17 protein-coding genes are annotated in these 20,939 nt (G+C 72.5%); 7 read left to right on the top strand and 10 right to left on the bottom strand.

Going from position 1 to position 20,939, the window contains the following annotated elements; genetic code table 11:
* Positions 1-200: 200 nt before the first annotated feature.
* Entirely contained in the window at positions 201-1,022 is an 822-nt protein-coding gene (locus DFJ69_RS08710) for a class I SAM-dependent methyltransferase (RefSeq protein ID WP_116022007.1), read from the bottom strand.
* 261 nt (positions 1,023-1,283) lie between these two features.
* Positions 1,284-2,042: an IclR family transcriptional regulator gene (locus DFJ69_RS08715; RefSeq protein WP_116026501.1), complete on the bottom strand. Its 759-nt coding sequence runs from the start codon at positions 2,040-2,042 to the stop codon at positions 1,284-1,286.
* 203 nt (positions 2,043-2,245) lie between these two features.
* Here DFJ69_RS08715 and DFJ69_RS08720 point away from each other — a divergent pair, with 203 nt between their 5' ends.
* A complete protein-coding gene (locus tag DFJ69_RS08720) occupies positions 2,246-4,174 on the top strand; it encodes an acyl-CoA dehydrogenase family protein (protein WP_116022008.1) in 1,929 nt (642 codons plus the stop codon).
* Between the two features lie 70 nt (positions 4,175-4,244).
* Here DFJ69_RS08720 and DFJ69_RS08725 read toward each other — a convergent pair whose 3' ends face one another.
* The 3 genes from DFJ69_RS08725 to DFJ69_RS08735 form a co-directional block, all read right to left on the bottom strand.
* Positions 4,245-5,393, bottom strand: a complete 1,149-nt coding sequence (locus tag DFJ69_RS08725; protein ID WP_116022009.1) for an acetyl-CoA C-acetyltransferase — start codon at positions 5,391-5,393, stop codon at positions 4,245-4,247.
* A 140-nt stretch (positions 5,394-5,533) separates the two neighbouring features.
* Complete coding sequence (locus DFJ69_RS08730) at positions 5,534-7,570, bottom strand: MFS transporter (protein ID WP_116022010.1); 2,037 nt, start codon at positions 7,568-7,570, stop codon at positions 5,534-5,536.
* Between the two features lie 101 nt (positions 7,571-7,671).
* Positions 7,672-8,103: a hypothetical protein gene (locus DFJ69_RS08735; protein ID WP_245974178.1), complete on the bottom strand. Its 432-nt coding sequence runs from the start codon at positions 8,101-8,103 to the stop codon at positions 7,672-7,674.
* 92 nt (positions 8,104-8,195) lie between these two features.
* Here DFJ69_RS08735 and DFJ69_RS34190 point away from each other — a divergent pair, with 92 nt between their 5' ends.
* Together DFJ69_RS34190 and DFJ69_RS08740 are read left to right on the top strand one after the other, a co-directional pair.
* Positions 8,196-8,354: a hypothetical protein gene (locus DFJ69_RS34190; RefSeq protein ID WP_170177582.1), complete on the top strand. Its 159-nt coding sequence runs from the start codon at positions 8,196-8,198 to the stop codon at positions 8,352-8,354.
* Between the two features lie 92 nt (positions 8,355-8,446).
* A complete protein-coding gene (locus DFJ69_RS08740; protein ID WP_211328556.1) occupies positions 8,447-9,199 on the top strand; it encodes a class I SAM-dependent methyltransferase in 753 nt (250 codons plus the stop codon).
* A 33-nt stretch (positions 9,200-9,232) separates the two neighbouring features.
* Here the strand turns inward: DFJ69_RS08740 and DFJ69_RS08745 are convergent, their stop codons facing one another.
* Positions 9,233-11,470: an ATP-binding SpoIIE family protein phosphatase gene (locus DFJ69_RS08745; RefSeq protein ID WP_116022013.1), complete on the bottom strand. Its 2,238-nt coding sequence runs from the start codon at positions 11,468-11,470 to the stop codon at positions 9,233-9,235.
* Positions 11,471-11,625: 155 nt separating this feature from the next.
* Entirely contained in the window at positions 11,626-12,324 is a 699-nt protein-coding gene (locus tag DFJ69_RS08750; RefSeq protein WP_116022014.1) for an iron-dependent transcriptional repressor DtxR, read from the bottom strand.
* A gap of 134 nt (positions 12,325-12,458) precedes the next feature.
* Between DFJ69_RS08750 and DFJ69_RS08755 the strand changes: the two genes are divergently transcribed.
* Entirely contained in the window at positions 12,459-13,139 is a 681-nt protein-coding gene (locus DFJ69_RS08755) for a UdgX family uracil-DNA binding protein (RefSeq protein ID WP_116022015.1), read from the top strand.
* Here the strand turns inward: DFJ69_RS08755 and DFJ69_RS08760 are convergent.
* Together DFJ69_RS08760 and pdxH are read right to left on the bottom strand one after the other, a co-directional pair.
* Positions 13,111-14,409, bottom strand: a complete 1,299-nt coding sequence (locus DFJ69_RS08760; RefSeq protein WP_245974180.1) for an MFS transporter — start codon at positions 14,407-14,409, stop codon at positions 13,111-13,113. The genes DFJ69_RS08755 and DFJ69_RS08760 overlap by 29 nt on opposite strands.
* Positions 14,406-15,110, bottom strand: a complete 705-nt coding sequence (gene pdxH / locus DFJ69_RS08765) for a pyridoxamine 5'-phosphate oxidase (RefSeq protein WP_116022016.1) — start codon at positions 15,108-15,110, stop codon at positions 14,406-14,408. The genes DFJ69_RS08760 and pdxH overlap by 4 nt, the downstream gene beginning before the upstream one ends.
* A gap of 126 nt (positions 15,111-15,236) precedes the next feature.
* Between pdxH and DFJ69_RS08770 the strand changes: the two genes are divergently transcribed.
* The gene (locus tag DFJ69_RS08770) at positions 15,237-16,349 is read left to right on the top strand and encodes a citrate synthase 2 (RefSeq protein ID WP_116022017.1); all 1,113 of its coding nucleotides are present in this window, start codon (positions 15,237-15,239) and stop codon (positions 16,347-16,349) included.
* 52 nt (positions 16,350-16,401) lie between these two features.
* On the opposite strand, the gene DFJ69_RS08775 is transcribed toward DFJ69_RS08770, so the two are convergent.
* Positions 16,402-19,299 carry an ABC transporter substrate-binding protein gene (locus tag DFJ69_RS08775; RefSeq protein ID WP_116022018.1) on the bottom strand — a complete coding sequence of 966 codons (2,898 nt, stop codon included), beginning with the start codon at positions 19,297-19,299 and terminating at the stop codon, positions 16,402-16,404.
* Positions 19,300-19,406: 107 nt separating this feature from the next.
* On the opposite strand from DFJ69_RS08775, the gene DFJ69_RS08780 reads away from it, so the two are divergent.
* Entirely contained in the window at positions 19,407-19,736 is a 330-nt protein-coding gene (locus tag DFJ69_RS08780; protein WP_116022019.1) for a hypothetical protein, read from the top strand.
* A 62-nt stretch (positions 19,737-19,798) separates the two neighbouring features.
* Positions 19,799-20,911: a phosphoserine transaminase gene (serC, locus tag DFJ69_RS08785; RefSeq protein ID WP_116022020.1), complete on the top strand. Its 1,113-nt coding sequence runs from the start codon at positions 19,799-19,801 to the stop codon at positions 20,909-20,911.
* Positions 20,912-20,939 lie beyond the last annotated feature (28 nt).

Consider the following 20,939-nt stretch of genomic DNA (forward strand, 5'->3'; position numbering starts at 1 on the left):
ACCGCGCGTGAAAGGCCCGCGAGCCGCCGAGCGCAGCGAGGCAATAAACAGGCGGTGGGTGCTCCCCTCCGTGCGCCCACCGCCGTGCCGCCCGGGTGCGCCGGGCGGCAGTCCGAGTGTGGGGTACCGAGCCCGGTGAGGGCATCGGTAGGGCTCCCGATATCGCGGTACGGATCTCGTTCGGGAGTCGGGTCGGACGGCTAGCGGGGGACGCGCGCCACGCAGAAGACGGTCTGGCCGAACGGGGGCCGGACCAGGCGCTCGATGACGCGGGTGGTCGGGATGACCGTACGGTCGTAGATCTTGACCAGTCGGGGGTCCGGGTAGCCGGCGCCGCCGCGGCGGACGGCCGCCCACCAGGCGATGCCGCCGAGGAAGTTGATCGGCTTGCAGACCTCGGGGACCAGTCCGGCCTCGCGGACGGAGCGGGCCAGGGTGGTCGGGGTGTACCGGGTGACGTGGCCGACCTTGCGGTCGAACTCGCCGTACAACTGCATGTAGCCGGGCACCCAGATGACGATGCGGCCGCCGGGGAGGGTCACCGAGGCGAGGTCGCGCAGGGCCTGGGCGTCGTCCTTGATGTGCTCGAGGACGTTCATCATGACGACCGTGTCGACCTTCTGCCGGATCTTGATGTCGGACGGCAGGGCGAGGTCGATCACCTCGACGTCGGGGTTGTCGTCGTAGCGCTCCCGGAGCCGCCCCACGCAGTACGGGTCGTTGTCGCTGACCACGAGGTAGTCGAGGCGGCCCGCGAACTGCTCGGAGAAGTGGCCGAGGCCGGAGCCGACCTCCAGCAGCGACCGGCCCACGTGCGGGGCGACCATGTCGTACTCGTACTGGCGGTAGTTGCGCGCCTCGTCGCCGCCGAGGTGGTTCTCCAAGGCGCCCTCGCCGGCGGCGGGCTGGACGACCTCGCCGTCGCCGGAGGGCGGAGGGGTCGGAGGGGTCGGTGGGGTCTTGGTGCCGAGCAGCTTGAGGACGGCTCCGGCGATGGACTTGTGCTGCTTCGATGACTGCATGGGTTCCCGCTCGCTGAGTGTGCACCACCCGGCCTGTCACCGGCGTGCTGCCGACGTTCGACTCGACACTGTCGCCGGACCGGCGGGGCCTCCCGTCGGGCGGGCGGTCACAGATGGGCCGATCTTGGGCGCGAAAGACCGGGTCAGTCTAGCCGCTGGCGCGGCCGCCCTCCGCCCGGCGGGGTCAAAGGCGGGTGAATCCGCAGGCCGTTCCGCGTCTCGCGCCCCCGCCCGGCGGCGGATCGGCGCGGAAACCGGGCCTCACAGGGTGAGGCTCAGGGTCCGTTGCAGGCGGGCGGCGGTGGCGTGCAGCCGGGAGGCGGCGGCCACGATCTTGGGGAGCTTGCTCGGACGGCAGGAGACGGCGAGCGCGCCCACGACCTCGCCGGTGGCGTCGGTGACCGGGACCGCCGCGCACCCGGTGCCGATGGCGTACTCCTCGCGGTCGAAGGCCAGCGCGCCGGGGCTGCGCAGCGCCCGCAGCAGCTCGCGGCGTTCGGTGATCGTGTTGGGGGTGAGGTCGACCAGCGGATGCCGGGACAGGTACTCCATGCGGCGTTCCTCGTCGAGTTGGCCGAGCACGCACTTGCCGATCGCGGTGGCGTGCGCCGCCTCGTCGAAGCCGACCCAGAGATCCACCCGGGGTGTGCGGGGACCGTCGGCGATGTCGATGATGCGGATCTCGCCGTCCTCGTGCATTCCGAAATAGGCGGCCGCGCCCAATTCGTCGCGCAGCGACACGAGGGCGGGCCGGATCCGGGCGAGCACCTGCTGGGCCCGGGTCTGGCCCTGGAGGGCGTCGAGCCGGTCGCCCAGGACCCAGACGCCGGTGGACAGGCGCGTGGCGTAACCCTCGTGGGCCAGGGTGCGCAGCAGGTGGTACGTGGTGGCCAGCGGCAGCCGCGCCTCCCGGGCGAGCTGCTTGGCGGGCGCCCCACCGGGATGCGACGCCACCGCCTCCATCAGGTGCAGGGCGCGCTGCACCGAGGCGATCAGCGTCGGCTTCCGTGTCTCGTTCATCACGGACAGCGAACCCCTCCGGTCCGGTTCGGTCAAGGACTTTGCCGGTACTGCCGTCATTGGACCATCCGGAGGTGTGTCGGTACAGCCATTTCCCCGATTTGCCGATCCCCATCCGGAATATGGATCGGTCCTTTTCGGGCGTTCCATGGCGGGATACGGGAATAGGGCCTTGGACGAGAACGAGTCCGGGAGGAGCCGACATGAGCCAGCCGAGCCGCCCGTCCGCGACCGTCGTGGACGAGAGGACCGCCCGCAAGGTCGCCGAGGAGGCCCGTGAGGCCGAGTGGCGGCTGCCGAGCTTCGGCAAGCACCTGTTCATGGGGGAACTGCGGCTGGACCTCGTCCATCCGCATCCGCGCCCCACCCCCGAGGACGCCGAGCGGGGCGAGGCGTTCCTCGCGCGGCTGCGGGAGTTCTGCGAGGAACGGATCGACCCGCAGCGGATCGAACGCGAGGCGAGGATCCCCGACGAGGTGGTGGCGGGCCTGCGGGACATCGGCGCGCTCGGCATGAAGATCCCCGAGAAGTACGGCGGACTCGGCCTGAACCAGCTCCACTACGGCCGGGCCCTGATGCTGGCGGCCTCGGTCAGCCCGGCGATCGGGGCGCTGCTGTCGGCGCACCAGTCCATCGGGGTGCCGCAGCCGGTCAAGCTGTTCGGCACGGCCGAGCAGCGCGACCGGTGGCTGCCCCGCTGCGTGAACGAGATCAGCGCGTTCCTGCTCACCGAGCCCGACGTCGGGTCCGACCCGGCCCGGCTGCGGACCACGGCGGTGCCCTCGGAGGACGGCACGGAGTACGTGCTCGACGGCGTCAAGCTGTGGACGACGAACGGCGTGGTCGCCGACCTGCTGGTGGTGATGGCGCGGGTGCCGAGGTCGGAGGGCCGCCGGGGCGGCATCTCGGCGTTCGTCGTGGAGGCGGACACGCCCGGCATCACGGTGGAGAACCGCAACGCCTTCATGGGGCTGCGCGGCATCGAGAACGGCGTCACCCGGTTCCACCAGGTGCGGGTCCCGGCGCGCAACCTGATCGGCACCGAGGGCGCCGGGCTGAAGATCGCGCTGACCACCCTGAACACCGGCCGGCTGTCCTTGCCCGCGATGTGCGCGGGGGCGGGCAAGTGGGCCACGGCGATCGCCCGTCAGTGGTGCTCGGAACGCGTGCAGTGGGGCCGCCCGATCGGCGAGCACGAGGCGATCTCCCGCAAGCTGTCGTTCATCGCGGCGACCTCGTACGCGCTGGAGGCGATGCACGACCTGTCCGCCACGCTGGCCGACGACGAGCGGAACGACATCCGGATCGAGGCGGCGCTGGCCAAGCTGTACTCCTCGGAGATGGCCTGGCGGATCGTCGACGAGCTGGTGCAGGTGCGCGGCGGCCGGGGGTACGAGACCGCCGCGTCGCTGGCGGCGCGCGGCGAGCGCGGGGTGCCCGCCGAGCAGGTGCTGCGCGATCTGCGGATCAACCGGATCTTCGAGGGCTCCACCGAGATCATGCATCTGCTGATCGCCCGCGAGGCGGTGGACGCGCATCTGTCGGTCGCCGGGGACATCATCGACCCGGACGCCTCCCGCGCGGACAAGGCGCGTGCCGTCGCCCGCGCCGGGGGCTTCTACGCCCGGTGGCTGCCGACGCTGGTGACCGGCCCCGGGCGGCGTCCGGGCTCGTACGGGGAGTTCGGCCGCCTCGCCCGGCACGTCCGCTACGTGGAGCGCGCCTCCCGCAAGCTGGCCCGTTCCACGTTCTACGCCGCCGCGCGCTGGCAGGGCGGGCTGGAGCGCAGGCAGGGCGTGCTGGCCGGGATCGTCGACATCGGCGCCGAGCTGTTCGCCATGAGCGCCGTCTGCGTACGGGCCCGAAGGGACGCCCGGGAGGCCGCCGGGGCCTCGGCCGTCGACCTGGCCGACGCGTTCTGCGAGCAGTCCCGCCTCCGGGTGGCGGCCCTGTTCGAGGGTCTGTGGCGCAACACCGACACCCGCGACGCGAAGGTGGCCCGGCGCGTGATGGCGGGTGACTTCACCTGGCTGGAGGAGGGCGTCATCGACCCGTCCCTGCCCGGCCCGTGGATCGCCGAGGCGCAGCCGGGCCCGTCCAAGGCGGAGGACGTCCACCGCCCCTTCCCCTGACGCCCTGACGCCCTGACGTTGGCGGGCGGGACCGCGACCGCGGCCCCGCCCGTCCGGTGGAACGTGAGGGTCAGAGACGCTCGATGATGGTGGCGTTGGCCTGGCCGCCGCCCTCGCACATCGTCTGGAGGCCGTACCGGCCGCCGGTGCGCTCCAGCTCGTGCAGCAGCTTGGTGGCCAGGATGCCGCCGGTGGCGCCCAGCGGGTGGCCCAGCGCGATCGCGCCGCCGTTGGGGTTGGTCTTGGCCGGGTCGGCGCCGGTGTCCTTGAGCCAGGCCAGCACGACGGGGGCGAACGCCTCGTTGATCTCGGTGGCGTCGATGTCGTCGATCGACAGGCCGCTCTTGGCCAGCGCCCTCTCGGTCGCCGGGATCGGGCCGGTCAGCATGTAGATCGGGTCGGAGCCGACCACCGCGAGCGTGTGGATGCGGGCCCGGGGGGTCAGATCGTGCTGCTTGACGGCCTCCTCGGAGGCGATCAGCAGGGCGGACGCGCCCACCGAGATCTGCGAGGCCACCGCCGGGGTGAGCTCCCAGCCCTCGCGGAGCACGTTGAGGCCGGCCATCTTCTCCAGCGAGGTGTCGGCGCGGACGCCCTCGTCCTTGGCGAGGCCCGCCAGCGGGGTGATCTCGCGGTCGAAGTAGCCGTTCTCCTGCGCGCGGGCGGCCCGCTGGTGGCTCTCCAGCGCGAACGCCTCCAGGTCGCCGCGCTTGAAGCCCCACTTCTCGCACATGAGCTGCGCGCCGCGGAACTGGGAGACCTCCTGGGCGCCGTAGCGCTCGCCCCACCCGGGGCCCCAGGGCAGCCCGGCCGTCGGGCCCTCGGGGCCCACGGGGACGGAGGCGCCCATCGGCACCATGGCCATGTTCTCGACGCCGGCGGCGACCACGAGGTCCTGGGTGCCGGACATCACGGCCTGGGCCGCGAAGTGGATGGACTGCTGCGAGGACCCGCACTGCCGGTCGACGGTGACGCCGGGCACGTGCTCGGGCAGGCCCGCCGTCAGCCAGGCGGTGCGCGCGATGTCGAGGGTCTGCGCGCCGACCTGCGACACACAGCCCATGATCACGTCCTCCACCGCCGCGGGGTCGACACCCGTGCGGTTCATGAGCTCCTTGAGCACATGGGCACCGAGGTCGGCGGAGTGAACGTCCTTGAGGGCACCCTTCTTGGTGCCTACAGGGGTACGGACCGCGCCGACGATGTACGCCTCGGCCACGACGCCTCCAAAGTTTCTCGCGTAGGGTTCCGTCCCGGGACCAAACCGAGTCTGATTCGGTTCGGTCAGTATGAGGTTACCTCGCGAGCCGCGCAACGTCGCGTGTGAGCCTCACCGCACCGGCGCCACGGTTGCGCCGGTCACCGGGCGGCAGTCGACCCGCGCACCTCGGCCGGGGCCTCCAGCGAGGTCCGCGACAGCTCGGCCAGCAGCGCCGACAGCTCCGCGTGGTCCTCGGGCGACCAACCCTCGAGATGCTCGGCCAGCCCCTCCCGACGGGCGGCGAAGAGCCGTTCGGCGGTCGACCGGCCGGTGTCGGTGATCCTGAGCCGGCCGTCCGCGCGCACCACGTACCCGGCGCGCACCAACCGATCCACGAACGGACGCCCGCGCGCCGGCTCGACACCCGCCCGCTCGGCCAGCTCGGTGCCCGACACGTCCCCCTCCTCGGCGATCCGGCACAGCGCCCACATGCTGCCCGCGGGCAGGTGCACGCCCGAGACCACGCCGAGCCGGGCGTACATCTCCCGGGCGGACGCGTCGCGCATCATCAGCCGGCTGAGCCTGCCCTCGACCTCGTGCCGCGACGAACGGACCGTCGGCGCCCCGCCCCAGCCCTCGCCCAGGTCGGGACCCGCCTTCGAGGTGCCCCGCAACGGCACCTCCCGGAGGAACAGCGCCAGGACGAACCCCAGCGCCCCCATCGGTATCGCCCACAGGAACACCTGCTGGATCGCGTCGCCGTACGCGCCCAGGAACTCCGCCCGCAGGCGCGGCGGCAGCCGTTCGATCAGATGCGGGTCGTTGCCGGCCGCCGCCGGGTCGAACCCGGCGGGCAGGCCGCTCCGGGAGATCTGCGACAGGTTCTCCCCCAGCCGGGCGGTGAAGATCGACCCGAACACCGCCACGCCGAACGAACCGCCGATCGACCGGAAGTACGTGACCCCCGAGGTGGCCGCGCCCAGGTCCCGGTACGGGACGGCGTTCTGCGCGGCGATCACGATCACCTGCATGACCAGGCCCAGACCCAGCCCCAGGACCAGGAAGTAGAGGTTCATCGTGAGGCTCGCGGTGTGCACGTCCATCCGCGACAGCAGCCACAGCGCGAACGTGGTGATCGCCATGCCCGCGATCGGATACACCTTGTACCGGCCGACCCTGCTGATCAGTTGCCCGCTGAGGATCGAGGTGAACAGCATCCCCAGCACCATCGGCAGCAGATGGACCCCGGACATCGTCGGCGAGATGCCGTGCACCACCTGCAGATACAGCGGCAGGTACGTCAGCGCCCCGAACATCGCGAAGCCCACCACGAACCCGACCGCCGAGGACATCACGAACACCTCTCTCGTGAACAGCTCCAGCGGCAGCACCGGCTCGGGCGCCCGACGTTCCGCGAGGTACCAGCCCACCCCGGCGGCCACGGCCGCCGCGACCAGCCCAAGGATCACGGGCGAGCCCCAGGGGTACTGGTTGCCGCCCCAGGTGGCCACCAGCACCAGACAGACCGTGGCGACACCCAGCAGGACGATCCCCGCGTAGTCGACCCGGTGGCGCTCGTGCCGTTCCCTGGCGTGCAGGACCACCGCGACGACGACCAGCGCGACCGCCCCGAGGGGCAGGTTGATGTAGAAGACCCAGCGCCAGTCCAGATGGTCGACGAAGAACCCGCCGAGCAGCGGCCCCAGGACGCTGGACACGCCGAACACCGCGCCGAAGAAGCCCTGGTAGCGGCCCCGTTCCCGGGGCGGCACCACGTCCCCGACGATCGCCATGGCCAGCGCCATCAGCCCGCCGCCGCCCACGCCCTGGACCGCCCGGAACGCGATCAGCTCGGTCATGTTCTGCGCCAGCCCGCACAGCGCCGAGCCCACCAGGAAGATCACGATGGCGAACTGGAACAGGTGCTTGCGCCCGAACTGGTCGCCGAGCTTGCCCCACAGCGGTGTCGCCGCGGTCGCGGCCAGCAGGTACGCGGTGACCACCCACGACAGGTGGTCGGCGCCGCGCAGGTCGCTGACGATCGTGGGCAGCGCCGTGGCCACGATCGTCTGGTCCAGCGCCGCCAACAGCATGCCGAGCATGAGCGCGCCGATGATCGCGTACAGACCGCCCCGGTGCGGAACGTCCCGCCGTTCCGCACCGCCCGCGGCGGCGGTGTCCGCACGTGCGCCCATGGTGGTCCCCCCATACCGACCGTTCCGGGGGACGGCCCACCCCCCGGTAACGCATCTGTACCCCTACGGGTACGGGGGGTGAACCCACATCTCCCGGACGATCAGCCGGTGAGGTCCTTGGCGACCTTGGCCGCGCCGAGGCCCGCCGCGCCGAGGGCGATCACGGAGAAACCCCCGGAGGCCCACAGCGGAACCCCGCGGACGCCGCCGCGCGGCTTGCGCGACTTGACCCCGGCCACCGTGTCGAGCGCGTCGACCGCCAGCCCGAGTCGCGCCCAGGCCGCCCGTCCGCGCCCCCGGCTCAGCAGGTAACCCGCGCCGAGCGCGATCTCCCGGGAGGCGAAGATCCTCGTCACCAGGTCACGGGCGGGGTCCTTGCCGCCCGCCGCGCCCATCACCCGGGCGGCCACGCCCGGCGCCGCGAACGCCGCCACGCCGATCGCCACCCTGCCCCGCGCCATCTGGACCATCAGGCCGTCGACCAGATCCGGCCGACGCTCCTCGTTCCCGTGTACTTCGTTCGCATCTGCCACAGCCGTGAGCGTATAGCCCGTGCCGAACGGGGTTCGCCGGAGGGGCGGCGGCGTAGGCTCTGCGAGAGCCCCCGAACCACCGAGGTGTCTGTATGTCCGGGTTGATCCTCGTGTTCTTCCTGGCGCTGCTCTGCGCCTACCTGATGCGTTTCGTCGCCGGCCGGTTGCGGTGGTCGGTGCCGGGATACAGCGGGGTCATCATCGTCTTCGTGATCGCCGTGCTGGCGGTCTGGGGACAGTCGCTCGATTGACCACGTCTTGACGGCATCTGTCCGAACTTCTCCCCTCGGCGCGGCGTCTTAGCTGTGAAAGCTGCTTCCCCGCGCGGCAAGGGAGTATCGAGGTGCCACCCACCACGGCCAACCGGCGCCGGACCGTCGTCTCACCGCACGTCGCCCGGCTGGTGGACTTCGCCGAACCCTCCCCCGCGGACGACTGCCTCGACCTGTCCTGCGGACCCGGCCCCCTGCCCGACGCGCTGGGGCCGTTGGTCCGCCACGTCACCGCCGTCGACGGCACCCCGCTCTCACCCCCCGGCGCGGGGCCCGACGGACGCACCCCCACCGTCCTGTTCGGCCGCAGCCGCCTGCACGTCGGCGCCCTCGACACCCCGACGGTACGGGCCCGCGCCACCGCACTCCCCTACCGCAGCGCCGCCTTCACCCTCGTGACCTCGCGCTTCTCGTTGAGCGGGCTCGGCGACCCGGCCCAGGTGCTCCGCGAGATGGCCCGCGTCTGCCGCCCCGGCGGCCGGCTGGTGATCGCCGAGGTCGTCCGGCCCTCCGGGTACGGCCGCGAGCACGACCGCCTCGAACGCCTCCGCGACCCCGCCCACCCCGGCACCCCGACGCTCGCCCGGCTCGTCGAGCTGCTGTCGGAGGCCGGCGCCCGCGTCCGCGGCATCGAGCGCTTCAACGTGGAACGCCCGCTGGAGCCCTGGCTGGCCGCCGCCCCCGATCAGAACGGCGTCGAACGCGTCCGGCACGCCCTGGTCGACGAGATCGAGGGCGGCCCCCGCAGTGGAGCCCGCCCCCGGGTCATCAGCGGCGAACTGTGGTTCACCCAGACCTGGGCCCACCTCACGGCAAGGGTCTGACGGCCTCGCCCCGCTCGGCCGCCCACGGGTGACTCAGGGCTCCAGGGGGAGCTCGAACCAGACGGCCTTGCCGTCGGAGGTGGGGCGCGCGCCCCAGCGGGTGGCGAGTTGGTCGACCAGGTAGAGGCCGCGACCGCCCTCGTCGGTCTCGTCGGCGCTGCGGATGCGGGGGAGGCGCAGGTCGGAGTCGAAGACCTCGACCCACAGGGAGTCGGCCCCGCGGCGGAGGCGGAGGCGGAACTCCTTGGCCGCCGGCTCGCGGCGGCCCAGCTCCATGCCGAGGTCCCAGATCTCCTCGTCGAAGCCCATCAAGGGGTCGCCGCCGGGGGCCGGGCCGGCCACCTGAGGCTCGCGGCGGGGCACCGGGGCGCTGGCGGCGTGCAGGACCACGTTGGTGACGACCTCGGAGACCAGCAGGCAGGCCAGGTCGGCCTGCTCGCGGTCCATGCCCCAGGCGGCGAAGGTGTCGGAGGCCATCCGGCGGGCCTCGGAGACCATGATCGGCTCGGCGCGGAAGGAGCGCTGCTCGACCGCCAGCTCCTCGCCCGCGGTGCGGATCACCACGATGGCCACGTCGTCGTCGATGTCGCCGGGGACGGCGTCGTAGGCGGCGTTGGCGACGGCCTCGACGTCGCCGTGGGAGGCCGCCGCGACGGCCTCGCGGACCATCCGGCGGGACTCTTCACTGGAGTGGTAGTGCCCGTCCTCCTTGGGCCGCCGGTCGATCAGGCCGTCGGTGTAGAGGACCAGCGTCGCGCCCGGCTTGAGCTCGCAGCTCTCCTCGTTGAACAGGATCTCGCCGCCGACCCCGCCGCCGCGCACGCCGAGCATCGCGCCCTTGCTGTCGAACTCCAGCTCCGACACCTGCCCGTCCTGGACGAGCAGCGGCGGGTCGTGCCCGGCGTTGGCGAACGACAGCACCCGCGACCAGGCGTCGTACACGAAGTAGGTGCACGACACCAGCGGCGGGCGCACCACGTCGTCGCCGCCGCGCGGGCGGCGGGCCGCGCTCATCGTGCGGGTCCACTCGTCGAGCTTGCGCAGGATCTCGGCGGGCGGCTTGTCGTCCTGGGCGAAGGCGCGCAGCGCGGCCCGCAGTTGGCCCATCACCGCCGCCGCCCGCGCCCCCCGGCCCTCGACGTCGCCGATCACCAGCCCGACCCGGCCGGCCGACAGCGGGATCACGTCGTACCAGTCGCCGCCGACCTGGGTCTGGATGCCGTGCCCGTGGGATTCCAGCGGCTTGGCGGGCTCGTACCGCCAGGCGATCTTCAGCCCGTCGAGGCGCGGCGGGCGCTCGCCGGGGAGCAGGTCCTTCTGGAAGGCCAGCGCGGTCTCGCGCTCCTGCTCGAACAGCATGGCGTTGTCGACGGCCAGCGCCACCCGGCTGGCGATGGCCCCGACCAGGTCGCGGTCGAAGCCGTCGTAGTGCGGGTCGGGGCGCTTGCTCAGGTTGGACAGCGCCAGGCTCATCACGCCCAGCAGCTCGCCCCGCGCCAGCAGCGGCGCGGCGATCACCGAGGTGATGCCCATGTCCTCGCCGAGCCGCCCGCTGGGGCCGTTGGGGGCCGAGAAGCGGTGCTGAACGAGGTCCTCCACCAGCACCGCGTCACGGCGGTCCATCGCCTTGGCGCAGAAGTGCCCCGGCGGGTACGACACGGGCTCGCCGACCTCGGCCCAGGTGCCGGGCGGCGGCGACCAGCCCGCGGCGTGCCGGGAGATCCGCCGGACCAGCCGGTCGCCGCTGAACAGGTCGATGAAGCAGTGATCCGCGAACTGCGGGACCAGGGTGTCGGCCATCTGCCGCAACGTCGTGGAGGGCTCCAGGGACCCGGCCAGCCGCTCCCCGATGCGCTCCAGCAGGCCGTACCGGTCCTGGTCGCGCTGGTTGCTGCGGAGCGCCTCCCGGGCGAAGATCGCGATGCCGTCGATCGCGCCGGAGGGATGCCGCAGCGGGACGGCGTGGGCGCGGGTGTAGATGGTGGCCCCGTCGGCCCGCACGTTGCTGAACGTGCCCTCCCAGACGCCGCCCTTGAGGACGTGCCGGGCCAGCTCGGTGGCCTGGTCGCGGTCCTCCTCGGCGATGCCCAGGGACAGGATCGACTGCCCGATGTGCTCGTCGCCGCCGAAGCCGAACAGTTGGTGCGCGAAGGCGTTGCTGTAGATGACGTTGCTGAAGCGGTCGCAGACGATGACCGCCATCTCCATCTGCGTCAGGACCGTCTCCGGCGGCAGTTGCGCCTCGAAGGACGACTCACCCCACCGTTTCATCGGACCTCGGCTTCCCCGTCGTGCAGGCGAGCGCCGTCCGTCCCCGCACGGACGCCTCCTCCGTATTGAACGACGAAAGCACCTTCCGGATACGTGAGTACGGCGTCTCGCTAAGGAGATCTTCGGTACAGAGCGGGGTCGTCAATGGGAGATAATCAGCGCTTGGTGACGAACACGTGCTCGGCCAGCCGGCGGGGCAGCTCGGCGGCGCCCTCCGGCTCGTCCGCGCAACTGACCCGTACGCCGTCGTCACTGGTCTCCAGTGTCACCTCACGTCCCGGTTGGATGCCCAACTGCTTGAGGATGAGCATCAGATCGCTGTCACTCTGCACCTGCTCGCTGATCCGCCGGACCACCGCGGGGGTGCCCGCGGGGGTGGCCAGCTCGGTCATCACGATCAGCGGGCCGTTGTCGTCGCCGTCCCCGCTGACACCCAGCTCGTCCAGGCCGGGGATGGGGTTGCCGTGCGGGCAGGTCTGCGGGTTGCCCAGCAGCGCCACCAGCCGCCGTTCGACCTGCTCGCTGATCACGTGCTCCCAGCGGCACGCCTCGATGTGGACGTCCTCCCAGGGCAGTCCGATCACGTTCACCAGCAGGCACTCGGCGAGGCGGTGCTTGCGCATCACGCGGGTGGCCAGACCCCGGCCGGACGCGGTGAGCTCAAGGTGCCGGTCGCCCTCGACCCGCAGCAGACCGTCACGCTCCATCCGGGCGACCGTCTGACTCACGGTCGGGCCGCTCTGGGACAGGCGCTCGGCGATACGCGCACGGAGGGGGATGATCCCCTCCTCTTCGAGCTCGAACACCGTGCGGAGATACATCTCCGTGGTGTCGATCAGGCCATGTGAGGTCAAGGCTCCCTCCACTCTCGAAGGTTCAAGTCTACTTCGTCGAGGCCATGCCGGGGTGTTCGTCGGCACTTGCCCGTATAGATCCCGGTCGTCGTCCCTGTCGTGACGTCCGCACCATGGGGTATGGGCAACACGTCATGCACACGGATTCTTCCCACGACGCGGCCCCTTACGTCCCTGACCGGGCCGATCTCGCCGCCCTGCGGCGCGCGGCGGCCGGCTGCCGAGGGTGCCCGCTGTACGAGGACTCGACCCAGACCGTCTTCGGCGCGGGCGAGTCGAGCTCCCGGGTGGTGCTGGTGGGCGAGATCCCCGGTGACCAGGAGGACCGCCGGGGCGCGCCGTTCGTCGGCCCCGCCGGGAGGCTCCTCGACCGGGCCCTGGAGGAGGCGGGGATCGCGCGCGACGACGCCTACGTGACCAATGCGGTGAAGCACTTCAAGTTCACGACCCCGGAGGGCGGCAAGCGGCGGATCCACCGGTCGCCGAACGCCGCCGAGATGGCCGCCTGTCGTCCCTGGCTGCTGGCGGAGCTGCGGCTGATCGAGCCGGAGATCATCGTCGCGCTCGGCGCCACCGCCGGAAAGGCGCTGCTGGGCTCCTCGTTCAGGGTGACGCAACAGCGGGGACGACTGCTGCCGTGCCCCCCGCTGGACGCCCTGGGCACCCGCCGGGCCGCCGAGGCGGCCGAGGCCGTGGCGGAGGGCCACATCGTCGCCACCGTTCACCCCTCGGCGGTGCTGCGCGGCGACGACCGGGACGCGATGTACGCGGGCCTGGTCGACGACCTCAGGGTCGCCGCTCGGGCGCTGGCTTGAGCGTACGGGTGTCGTACCGGAGCAGGGCCGGGACGCAGAGGGAGACGGCCACGACCAGGACCGCGCAGGCCACGCCGCCGCCGACCCACGACGCGGTGGCGCCGGTGACGGAGGCCGTCGCGCCGGCGCGGACGTCGCCGAGCCGGGGCCCGCCGGCGACCACGACGACGAAGACGCCCTGCATCCGGCCCCGCATCTCGTCGGGCGCGTACGTCTGCAGCATGGTCTGCCGGAACACCGCCGACACCAGATCGGCCGCCCCGCCGACGGCCAGCAGGAGGACGGCCAGCCACAGGCTGTGGGCCAGCCCGGCGGCGGCGATCGCCAGGCCCCACACCACGATCGACACGACCAGTGCCACGCCCTGGCGATGGATGCGCCCGATCCAGCCCGACAGCAGGCCGCCCAGCACGGACCCGATGGCGATCGCGCCGAACAGCCAGCCCACCGCCGCCTCGCCGCCGAACCGGGTGTCGGCCAACTCGGGGAAGAGCGCGCGGGGCATGGCCACGCCCATCGCGATGATGTCCACCACGAACGACATGAGCAGCACCGGCTGCGTCATCAGGTAGCGCAGACCCTCGACGACCGAGCGCAGCCCCGGGCTCCCCGTGCGGTCCTCCAGCGGCGGGATCGGCGGCAGCCGCAGCGCCGCGTAGAGGCCCACGGTGAACAGCACGGCGTCCAGCGCGTAGGCGGCGCCGTAGCTCCAGCGGGCGAGCATGAACCCGGCCAGCAGCGGCCCGGCCAGCATCCCGACCTGGCTGGCGGTGAAGTTGAGCGTGTTGGCCGCCGGGACCCGTTCCCGGTCCAGGAGACGGGGGATGATCGCGCCCCGGGTCGGCGAGGCCACCGCGAACCCGGACGCCTGCACCGCCACCACGACCATGATCAGCGCCAGGTTCTCGAGGTCCAGCAGCGCCTGGAGCAGCAGCAGGAGGGTGGCGACCCAGGTCACGCAGGACGCCAGGAACAGCAGCCGACGCCGGTCCATGTGGTCGGCGACCGCTCCGCCCCACAGCCCGAAGCCGATCAGCGGGACCAGGTTGACCAGCCCGAGCACCCCGACCCAGAACGACGAGCCGGTCATGTCGTACACCTGGACGGGCACCGCCACGGCGGTCACGTTGAAGCCGACGAACGAGACCGCCTGGCCCGTCCAGAGCCGCCGGTAGGCGCGGTCCCGGAGCGGGCGGGTGTCGATCGCCAGACCGCGCAGGCGACGGGTCGGTGTCACGACCTCGGGGGGTTCTGGGTCCTGCTGCGTCACGGGGAGAGTCTCTCGATCACCCAGTCCGCGTCGACGGCCGCCCCCTCCTTTCTCCGGCGGTAGAGGATCCGGTCGTGCATCCGGTCGGGTCGCCCCTGCCAGAACTCGATCTCCTCGGGGACGACCAGGTAGCCGCCCCAGAACGGGGGCATCGGCACCTCCTCCGCATCCGCCACCGCGGCCGGATCCGGCCATTTCTCGGCGTACTCGACGAACCGCGCGTCCAGTTCCTCCCGCGACCCGACGACCGCGGACTGCCGGCTGGCCCAGGCCCCGATCCGCGAACCGTACGGCCTGGTCCGGAAGTAGGCCGCGGCCTCCTCGTCCGGAAGCCGCCGGACCGGGCCGGAGACCCGCACCTGCCGGTGGATCGCGTGCCAGGGGAACACCAGCGCCGCCACGGGGTTGTCCGCGAGTTCACGCCCCTTACGGGAGGTGTGGTTGGTGAAGAAGCGGAATCCTTCCGTTCCGTACCCTTTGAGGAGAACCGTGCGGGCACTGGGCGCCGCATCGGCCGAGGCGGTGGCCAGCACCATCGCGTTCGGCTCCGGCAGCCCGGCCGCCAGCGCGGCGGCGAACCAGTCGGCGAACAGGTCGACCGGCTCGCCGGGCGGGTCCGAGGGGAAGGAGGAAGGAGCGCGCGCCGCGCCGCCTGCCTCGTAGGCGATGCGGAGCCGGGCCGGATCGGGCGTGTGTCGCACAGTCGCAGAGCCTCTCACCTGGGCGTTGTCCAGCTTGCGGGGACCTGGGTACTTACTGGTAACCAGGACAGGGTTCAATGAACCAGCACCGCCTTATCACTCTTGGGGACGAAAGGCAGGACGTACATGTCCGACTTCAAACCCGGTCTTGAGGGGGTCGTGGCCTTCAAGACCGAGATCGCCGAACCGGACAAGGAGGGCGGCGCCCTTCGGTACCGGGGCGTCGACATCGAGGAACTCGTCGGCCGCGTCTCCTTCGGCGACGCCTGGGGCCTGCTGGTGGACGACGGCTTCGAACCGGGTCTGACCCCGGCCGAGCCGCACGTGCTGCCCGCGCGCTCCGGCGACGTCCGCGTCGACGTCCAGGGCGCCCTCCCGGCCTTGGCCCCCGCGTACGGCATGCGCCCTCTCCTGGACAACTCGGACGAGGAGGCCCGCGCCGACCTCGCCCGCGTCTCGGCGCTGGCCCTGTCGTTCGCCGCCCAGTCGGCGCGCGGTCTGGGCCTGCCCATGGTGCCGCAGCGCCGGGTGGACGAGGGCCAGACCATCACCGAACGGTTCATGATCCAGTGGCGCGGTGAGCCCGACCCCCGGCACGTGGCCGCCATCGACGCCTACTGGGTGTCGGCCGCCGAGCACGGCCTGAACGCCTCCACGTTCACCGCCCGCGTCATCGCCTCCACCGGCGCCGACGTGGCGGCCAGCATCTCGGGGGCCATCGGCGCCATGTCCGGCCCGCTGCACGGCGGCGCCCCCGCCCGGGTGCTGCCGATGATCGAGGACGTGGAGCGCACCGGCGACGCCCGCAAGGTCGTCACCGACATCCTGGACGGCGGCGGCCGGCTGATGGGCTTCGGCCACCGCGTCTACCGGGCCGAGGACCCCCGCGCCCGGGTGCTGCGCCGCACCGCCAAGGAACTGGGCGCCACCCGCTTCGAGGCGGCCAAGGCCCTGGAGGACGCCGCGCTGTCCATCCTGCGCGAACGCCGCCCGGACCGTGCCATCGAGACGAACGTGGAGTTCTGGGCCGCGGTCATGCTCGACTTCGCCGAGGTCCCCCCGGCGATGATGCCCGCCATGTTCACCTGCGGCCGCACCGCGGGCTGGGCGGCGCACATCCTCGAGCAGAAGCGCACCGGCCGCCTGGTGCGCCCCAGCGCCGAGTACGTCGGCCCGGGCCCCCGCCCGCTCACCGACGTCGCCGGCGCCGAGGCCGCCCTCAAGCGCAACACCGGCTGACCCCACGGGTCCGGGGGCGAGCCCCCGGACCCGCCCTGTCAGGGCCGGACGATCAGCGTCCGGGGGGGCAACCCTGGTCTTGGAGGGCGCCCTCGACGAGGCGGCCGCAGACGGCGACCGCTTGGAGGGCGCCGGTCTCGCGCACGGTCAGCAGGAGGACGGGCTTGCCCGGGACCTGGTGGCCGTCGGCGCGGGGGCCGAAGCCGAGGAGGCCGGTGGCGCCCTGGGTGAGGGGGCCGGACTCCTGCTCGGTCATCGCCGCCAGTACGCCGGTGGCGTTGGGCGGGCCGCCCTCCTGTTCGCCGAGGACGCGCTGGGCCACGCGGATCATCGTCAGGGCCGCGTCGTACCCCATGGCCGAGTGCGCCAGCGAGGGGCGGCGGTCGGCGGGGGCGTCCTCGCCGACCAGCTTCTCCACCACCGGGTCGAACGACGTGTAGAAGACGTGCATCGGCTTGTTGCGCGCCCACGGTCCCGCCCACGCCTCGCGGGCCGCCAGCGGCGTGTAGAAGAGCCTGATCGCCCGGGTCCGGCCGATGCCCTCGGCGTTGTCGCTGACGTACTTGGTGACCTCGTCGCCGCCCAGCACGATCCGCTGCCCGTCCCCGCATGACGTGGTGGACAACTGGTTGACGAACGAGCGGAACTCGTCGGAACGGCCCGCGTAGTAGAAGACGTCCGCAGGGGCACGGCACGCCTGGAGCACCATCGCGGGGATCTCCGACGGGTCCCGGTAGCCGAGCATCGTGACCTTCGCGCGGCCGAACTCGTCGCGGAAGTCCTCCGCCAGGTTGGTGCTGTAGGTGTCGTCCGAGGAACCGTCGTAGAAGACCGCCGCCGTGGTGGCGGGACGGCCGTCTGCGCTGAGCCGTCCGCTCTTGGCCCAGTGCGCGGCGTGCGCGGCCAGCCGCCTGTTGGGCGGCGCGAGCCGGAAGTAGTACGGGGAGAAGCGACCTCCGCGTTGGGCGAGGTGGTCGTAGGTGCTCGTGGTGCCCACCATGGGCAGCGCCGCCTGCGACAGCAGGTTGATGGCGTTGCCGGTCTCCCGCTTGCTGTCGCCGAACCCGACCACGCCGACGATCGTGCGGTCCTCCACGGCCATCCGCCGGATGCGCTCGGCGACCTCGGTGGCATACCGGAACCGCGATCCCGCGTTGGCCACCAGCACCTTCAGCAGCGGACGACCGTTCGCCTCGTAGTGGTGCTCCTGGGCGATCGACAGCCCGACCAGCTCGCCGTGGACGCCCGCCAGCAGGTCGGCCTGCCGCTGGTCGACGGACGGCTCGGTGCTGAGCGCGCCGATGTAGACGATCGTGACGTACGGCTTGCCGGACGCCTCGACGGCCCGGTTGAGGTCCCGGATCCGGTGCTCGGCCTGACGGAGCCGGCCGTTGAACGCGTACGACCCGTCGGTGACGCCGACACACTCGCCGTTGTCGGCGTGCCACACCACATGGGGGTCGCAGTACCGGACGCTCTCGAACGCGACCACCCCGACGGACGCGGCCAGCACCACGCCGGCGGCCAGCCAGGGCACCACCGGATGCGTGAGCGGCGGCCGGTTGCGCCGGGGCAGCACGGGCGCCGACCAGCCGTCGCCCTCCGCGAGGTCCACCGGGACGTCCCGTGCGTACCCGAGGGCGATGGCGCGCCGCCGGTCGTCCCAGTAGTCCCAGTACGCCTCCTGCACCTCGCCGAGGTCGGCCAGGTCGGCGCGCACCGGATGGACCCGGACCGCCTCGGCCAGCCTCCGCACCTCCTCGGCGGGGCCGGGACAGGCCACGATCACCAGCGGGTCGAACGCGAGGCGGGCCGAGACCCGTTCGGGACGCAGCCGGTCCCGTTCCCGGCGTTCGCGTTCGGACGGCGCGGCACCGGTCGGCCGGGTCTCCAGGCGTTCCGCGCGCACCTGCTCCACCAGCGTGATGAAGCGCCGGGTCACGCTCTCGTCGTAGGCGTCCAGGATCACCGTCGGATACCGCACCCGCGCCCACGTCACCCGCCGCCAACTGCGCCGATACCCCTGCCGCAGATCCTCCAGGAACGCCGCGATCAGCAGCTTGTCCAGGTCGTCGTCATGGCGGGGCGCCGGCTCGCCGTGCAGCGGCGCGGGCCGGTACACCAGGTCCAGCGCGAACGCCAGGAAGCCCCCGCCGGGCCGGTGCGCCCCCGGCGGGAGGTTGCGCCCGTACCTCTGGGCGGCGAACCACCGGTAGCGGCGACGACCGGCCCAGTCCCAGGTGGTGATCCCCGCCTGCCCGGCGATGGCGAGGACCCCGGCCAGCGCCGTCGTCAGCGCCGCCGCCACGTCGAGGGTGCTGGCGGCGGTGGCGCTGACCAGGGCCACCACGGCGACGCCGATCGGGGCGACCTGCTCCAGGTAGCTGAGCACCGAGGCCAGCGTGTCGCGCTGTCCACCCCGGCCCGGCAGCACGCGCTGCCGGCGCAGCCGGATGCCGGCGGCCAGCACGCGGCGCGACGACCCGTCGGTGTGGTGCTCGCGCAGCCGGGCCGCCAGCTCCCAGTCGTCGGCCTCGTGCGGGGCGTGGGCGGGCGGCCGGCCGCTGGGCGGCAGCCGCAGCCGCTTGGCGCGCAGGGACTGCAGCCACAGGGCCATGCTGAGGAGCTGGAACCGCAGCGGCGGCTCCAGCCTCGGCCCGCTCTCGGAGAGTTGGTGGGCGATGTCGCGCAGCAGCTCGGCGACGTCCCCGCCGGTGCGTTCGGCGTGCACCCGGGCGTACAGACCGCCGTCGGCGCGACAGTCGGTGACGAGCCGGTCGGCGGCCCAGGACTGCCATGCCTGCTCGTCGGCGGCCAGCAGCAGCGGGCGCAGCCGGTCGCCCGCGCGCAGCGTGGGACGTCGGCGCAACTGGCGCAGGACGCCCACCAACTGCCGGGACCGCGCGTCGCCCTGCGGCGGCGCACCCTGCTCGACCCGCTCCGAGGCCACCCGTCCACCTCCTCCGGCCCCGCACGAGTTCCGAGGCGCGGGTCCATGTAACCGACCGGGTGCCCTCGGCGGAAGCCCGCACGACAACGGTTTGTCATCATGGACGGGTGCCGGGAGCCCATTCGTATGACGCCGGATCCGAGGATTTCGACGACGCCGACGGCGAACCTCTCAGCCCGGAGCAGGTCGAGGAGCTGCGCCGGTACGAGGAGGAGCGCGAGGCCAAGCGGATCCGTCGTGACACCCGGTCATGGAAGGCGGTCGGCTGGGTCGTCGCCGCGGCGCTGCTCGTCCTGCTGTACGACTCCTCCGGGGCGCTGCTCACGGCCCTCGACGACGATCGGCCATGGGCGGGGCATGCGGCGACGGCCGGATGTGCCACGCTGGGACTGCTGGCGCTGCTCGCCCTGGCTCTCCGGGCATGGCGCCGACGGTGAGACGCCCATCTCACGATGTGGGCGGCTCTGAATCGATCTCGCAGGCCGACTAAGGTGGTCCAGTGACCGACATCGTCATCCCCGAAGACCTCAAGCCCGCCGACGGCCGTTTCGGATGCGGTCCGTCCAAGGTCCGTCCCGAGCAGCTCGCCGCCCTGGCCTCCTCGGGCTCGACCTACATGGGCACCTCGCACCGCCAGGCCCCGGTCAAGTCGCTGGTGCGCCGGGTGCGCGAAGGGCTCGCGGACCTGTTCTCGCTGCCGGAGGGCTACCAGGTCCTGCTGAGCAACGGGGGCACCACCGCGTTCTGGGACATCGCCGCCTTCGGCATCGTCCGGGAGAAGTCGCAGCACGTGACGTTCGGCGAGTTCTCCAGCAAGTTCGCCAAGGTCACCAAGACCGCGCCGTGGCTGGCCGACCCGTCGGTCATCGCGAGCGACCCGGGCACCCACCCGCTGCCGCTGGCCGAGGACGGCGTGGACGTCTACGCGCTGACCCACAACGAGACCTCCACCGGCGTGGCCATGCCGATCAACCGGGTCGGCGGTGAGGGCTCCCTCGTCCTCGTCGACGCCACCTCCGGCGCGGGCGGCCTGCCGGTCGACGTCAGCGAGACCGACGTCTACTACTTCGCCCCGCAGAAGTGCTTCGCCTCCGACGGCGGCCTGTGGGTGGCGCTGGCCTCCCCCGCCGCGCTGGAGCGCATCGACGAGATCGCCGCCACCGACCGGTACGTGCCGGAGTTCTTCAACCTCAAGACGGTCGTCGACAACTCCGCCAAGGACCAGACCTACAACACCCCCGCCGTCGCCACCCTGCTGCTGTTCGCCGAGCAGATCGAGTGGATGAACGCGCAGGGCGGCCTGGCCTGGACCACCGCGCGCACCGCCGACTCGGCCCAGCGCCTCTACACCTGGGCCGACAAGACCTCGTACACGACGCCGTTCGTGACGGACCCGGCGCAGCGCTCCCAGGTGGTCGGCACGATCGACTTCGCCGACACGGTGAACGCTTCGGACGTCGCCAAGGTGCTGCGCGCCAACGGCATCGTCGACACCGAGCCGTACCGCAAGCTGGGGCGCAACCAGCTCCGCGTCGGCATGTTCCCGGCCATCGACCCGGCCGACGTCGAGGCCCTGACCGCCTGCATCGACCACGTGGTCGAGCGCCTCTAGCCGCCCGAGGGGGCCCGCTCGCCGTCGT

It is taken from the genome of Thermomonospora umbrina, assembly GCF_003386555.1.
GTDB lineage: Bacteria > Actinomycetota > Actinomycetes > Streptosporangiales > Streptosporangiaceae > Thermomonospora > Thermomonospora umbrina.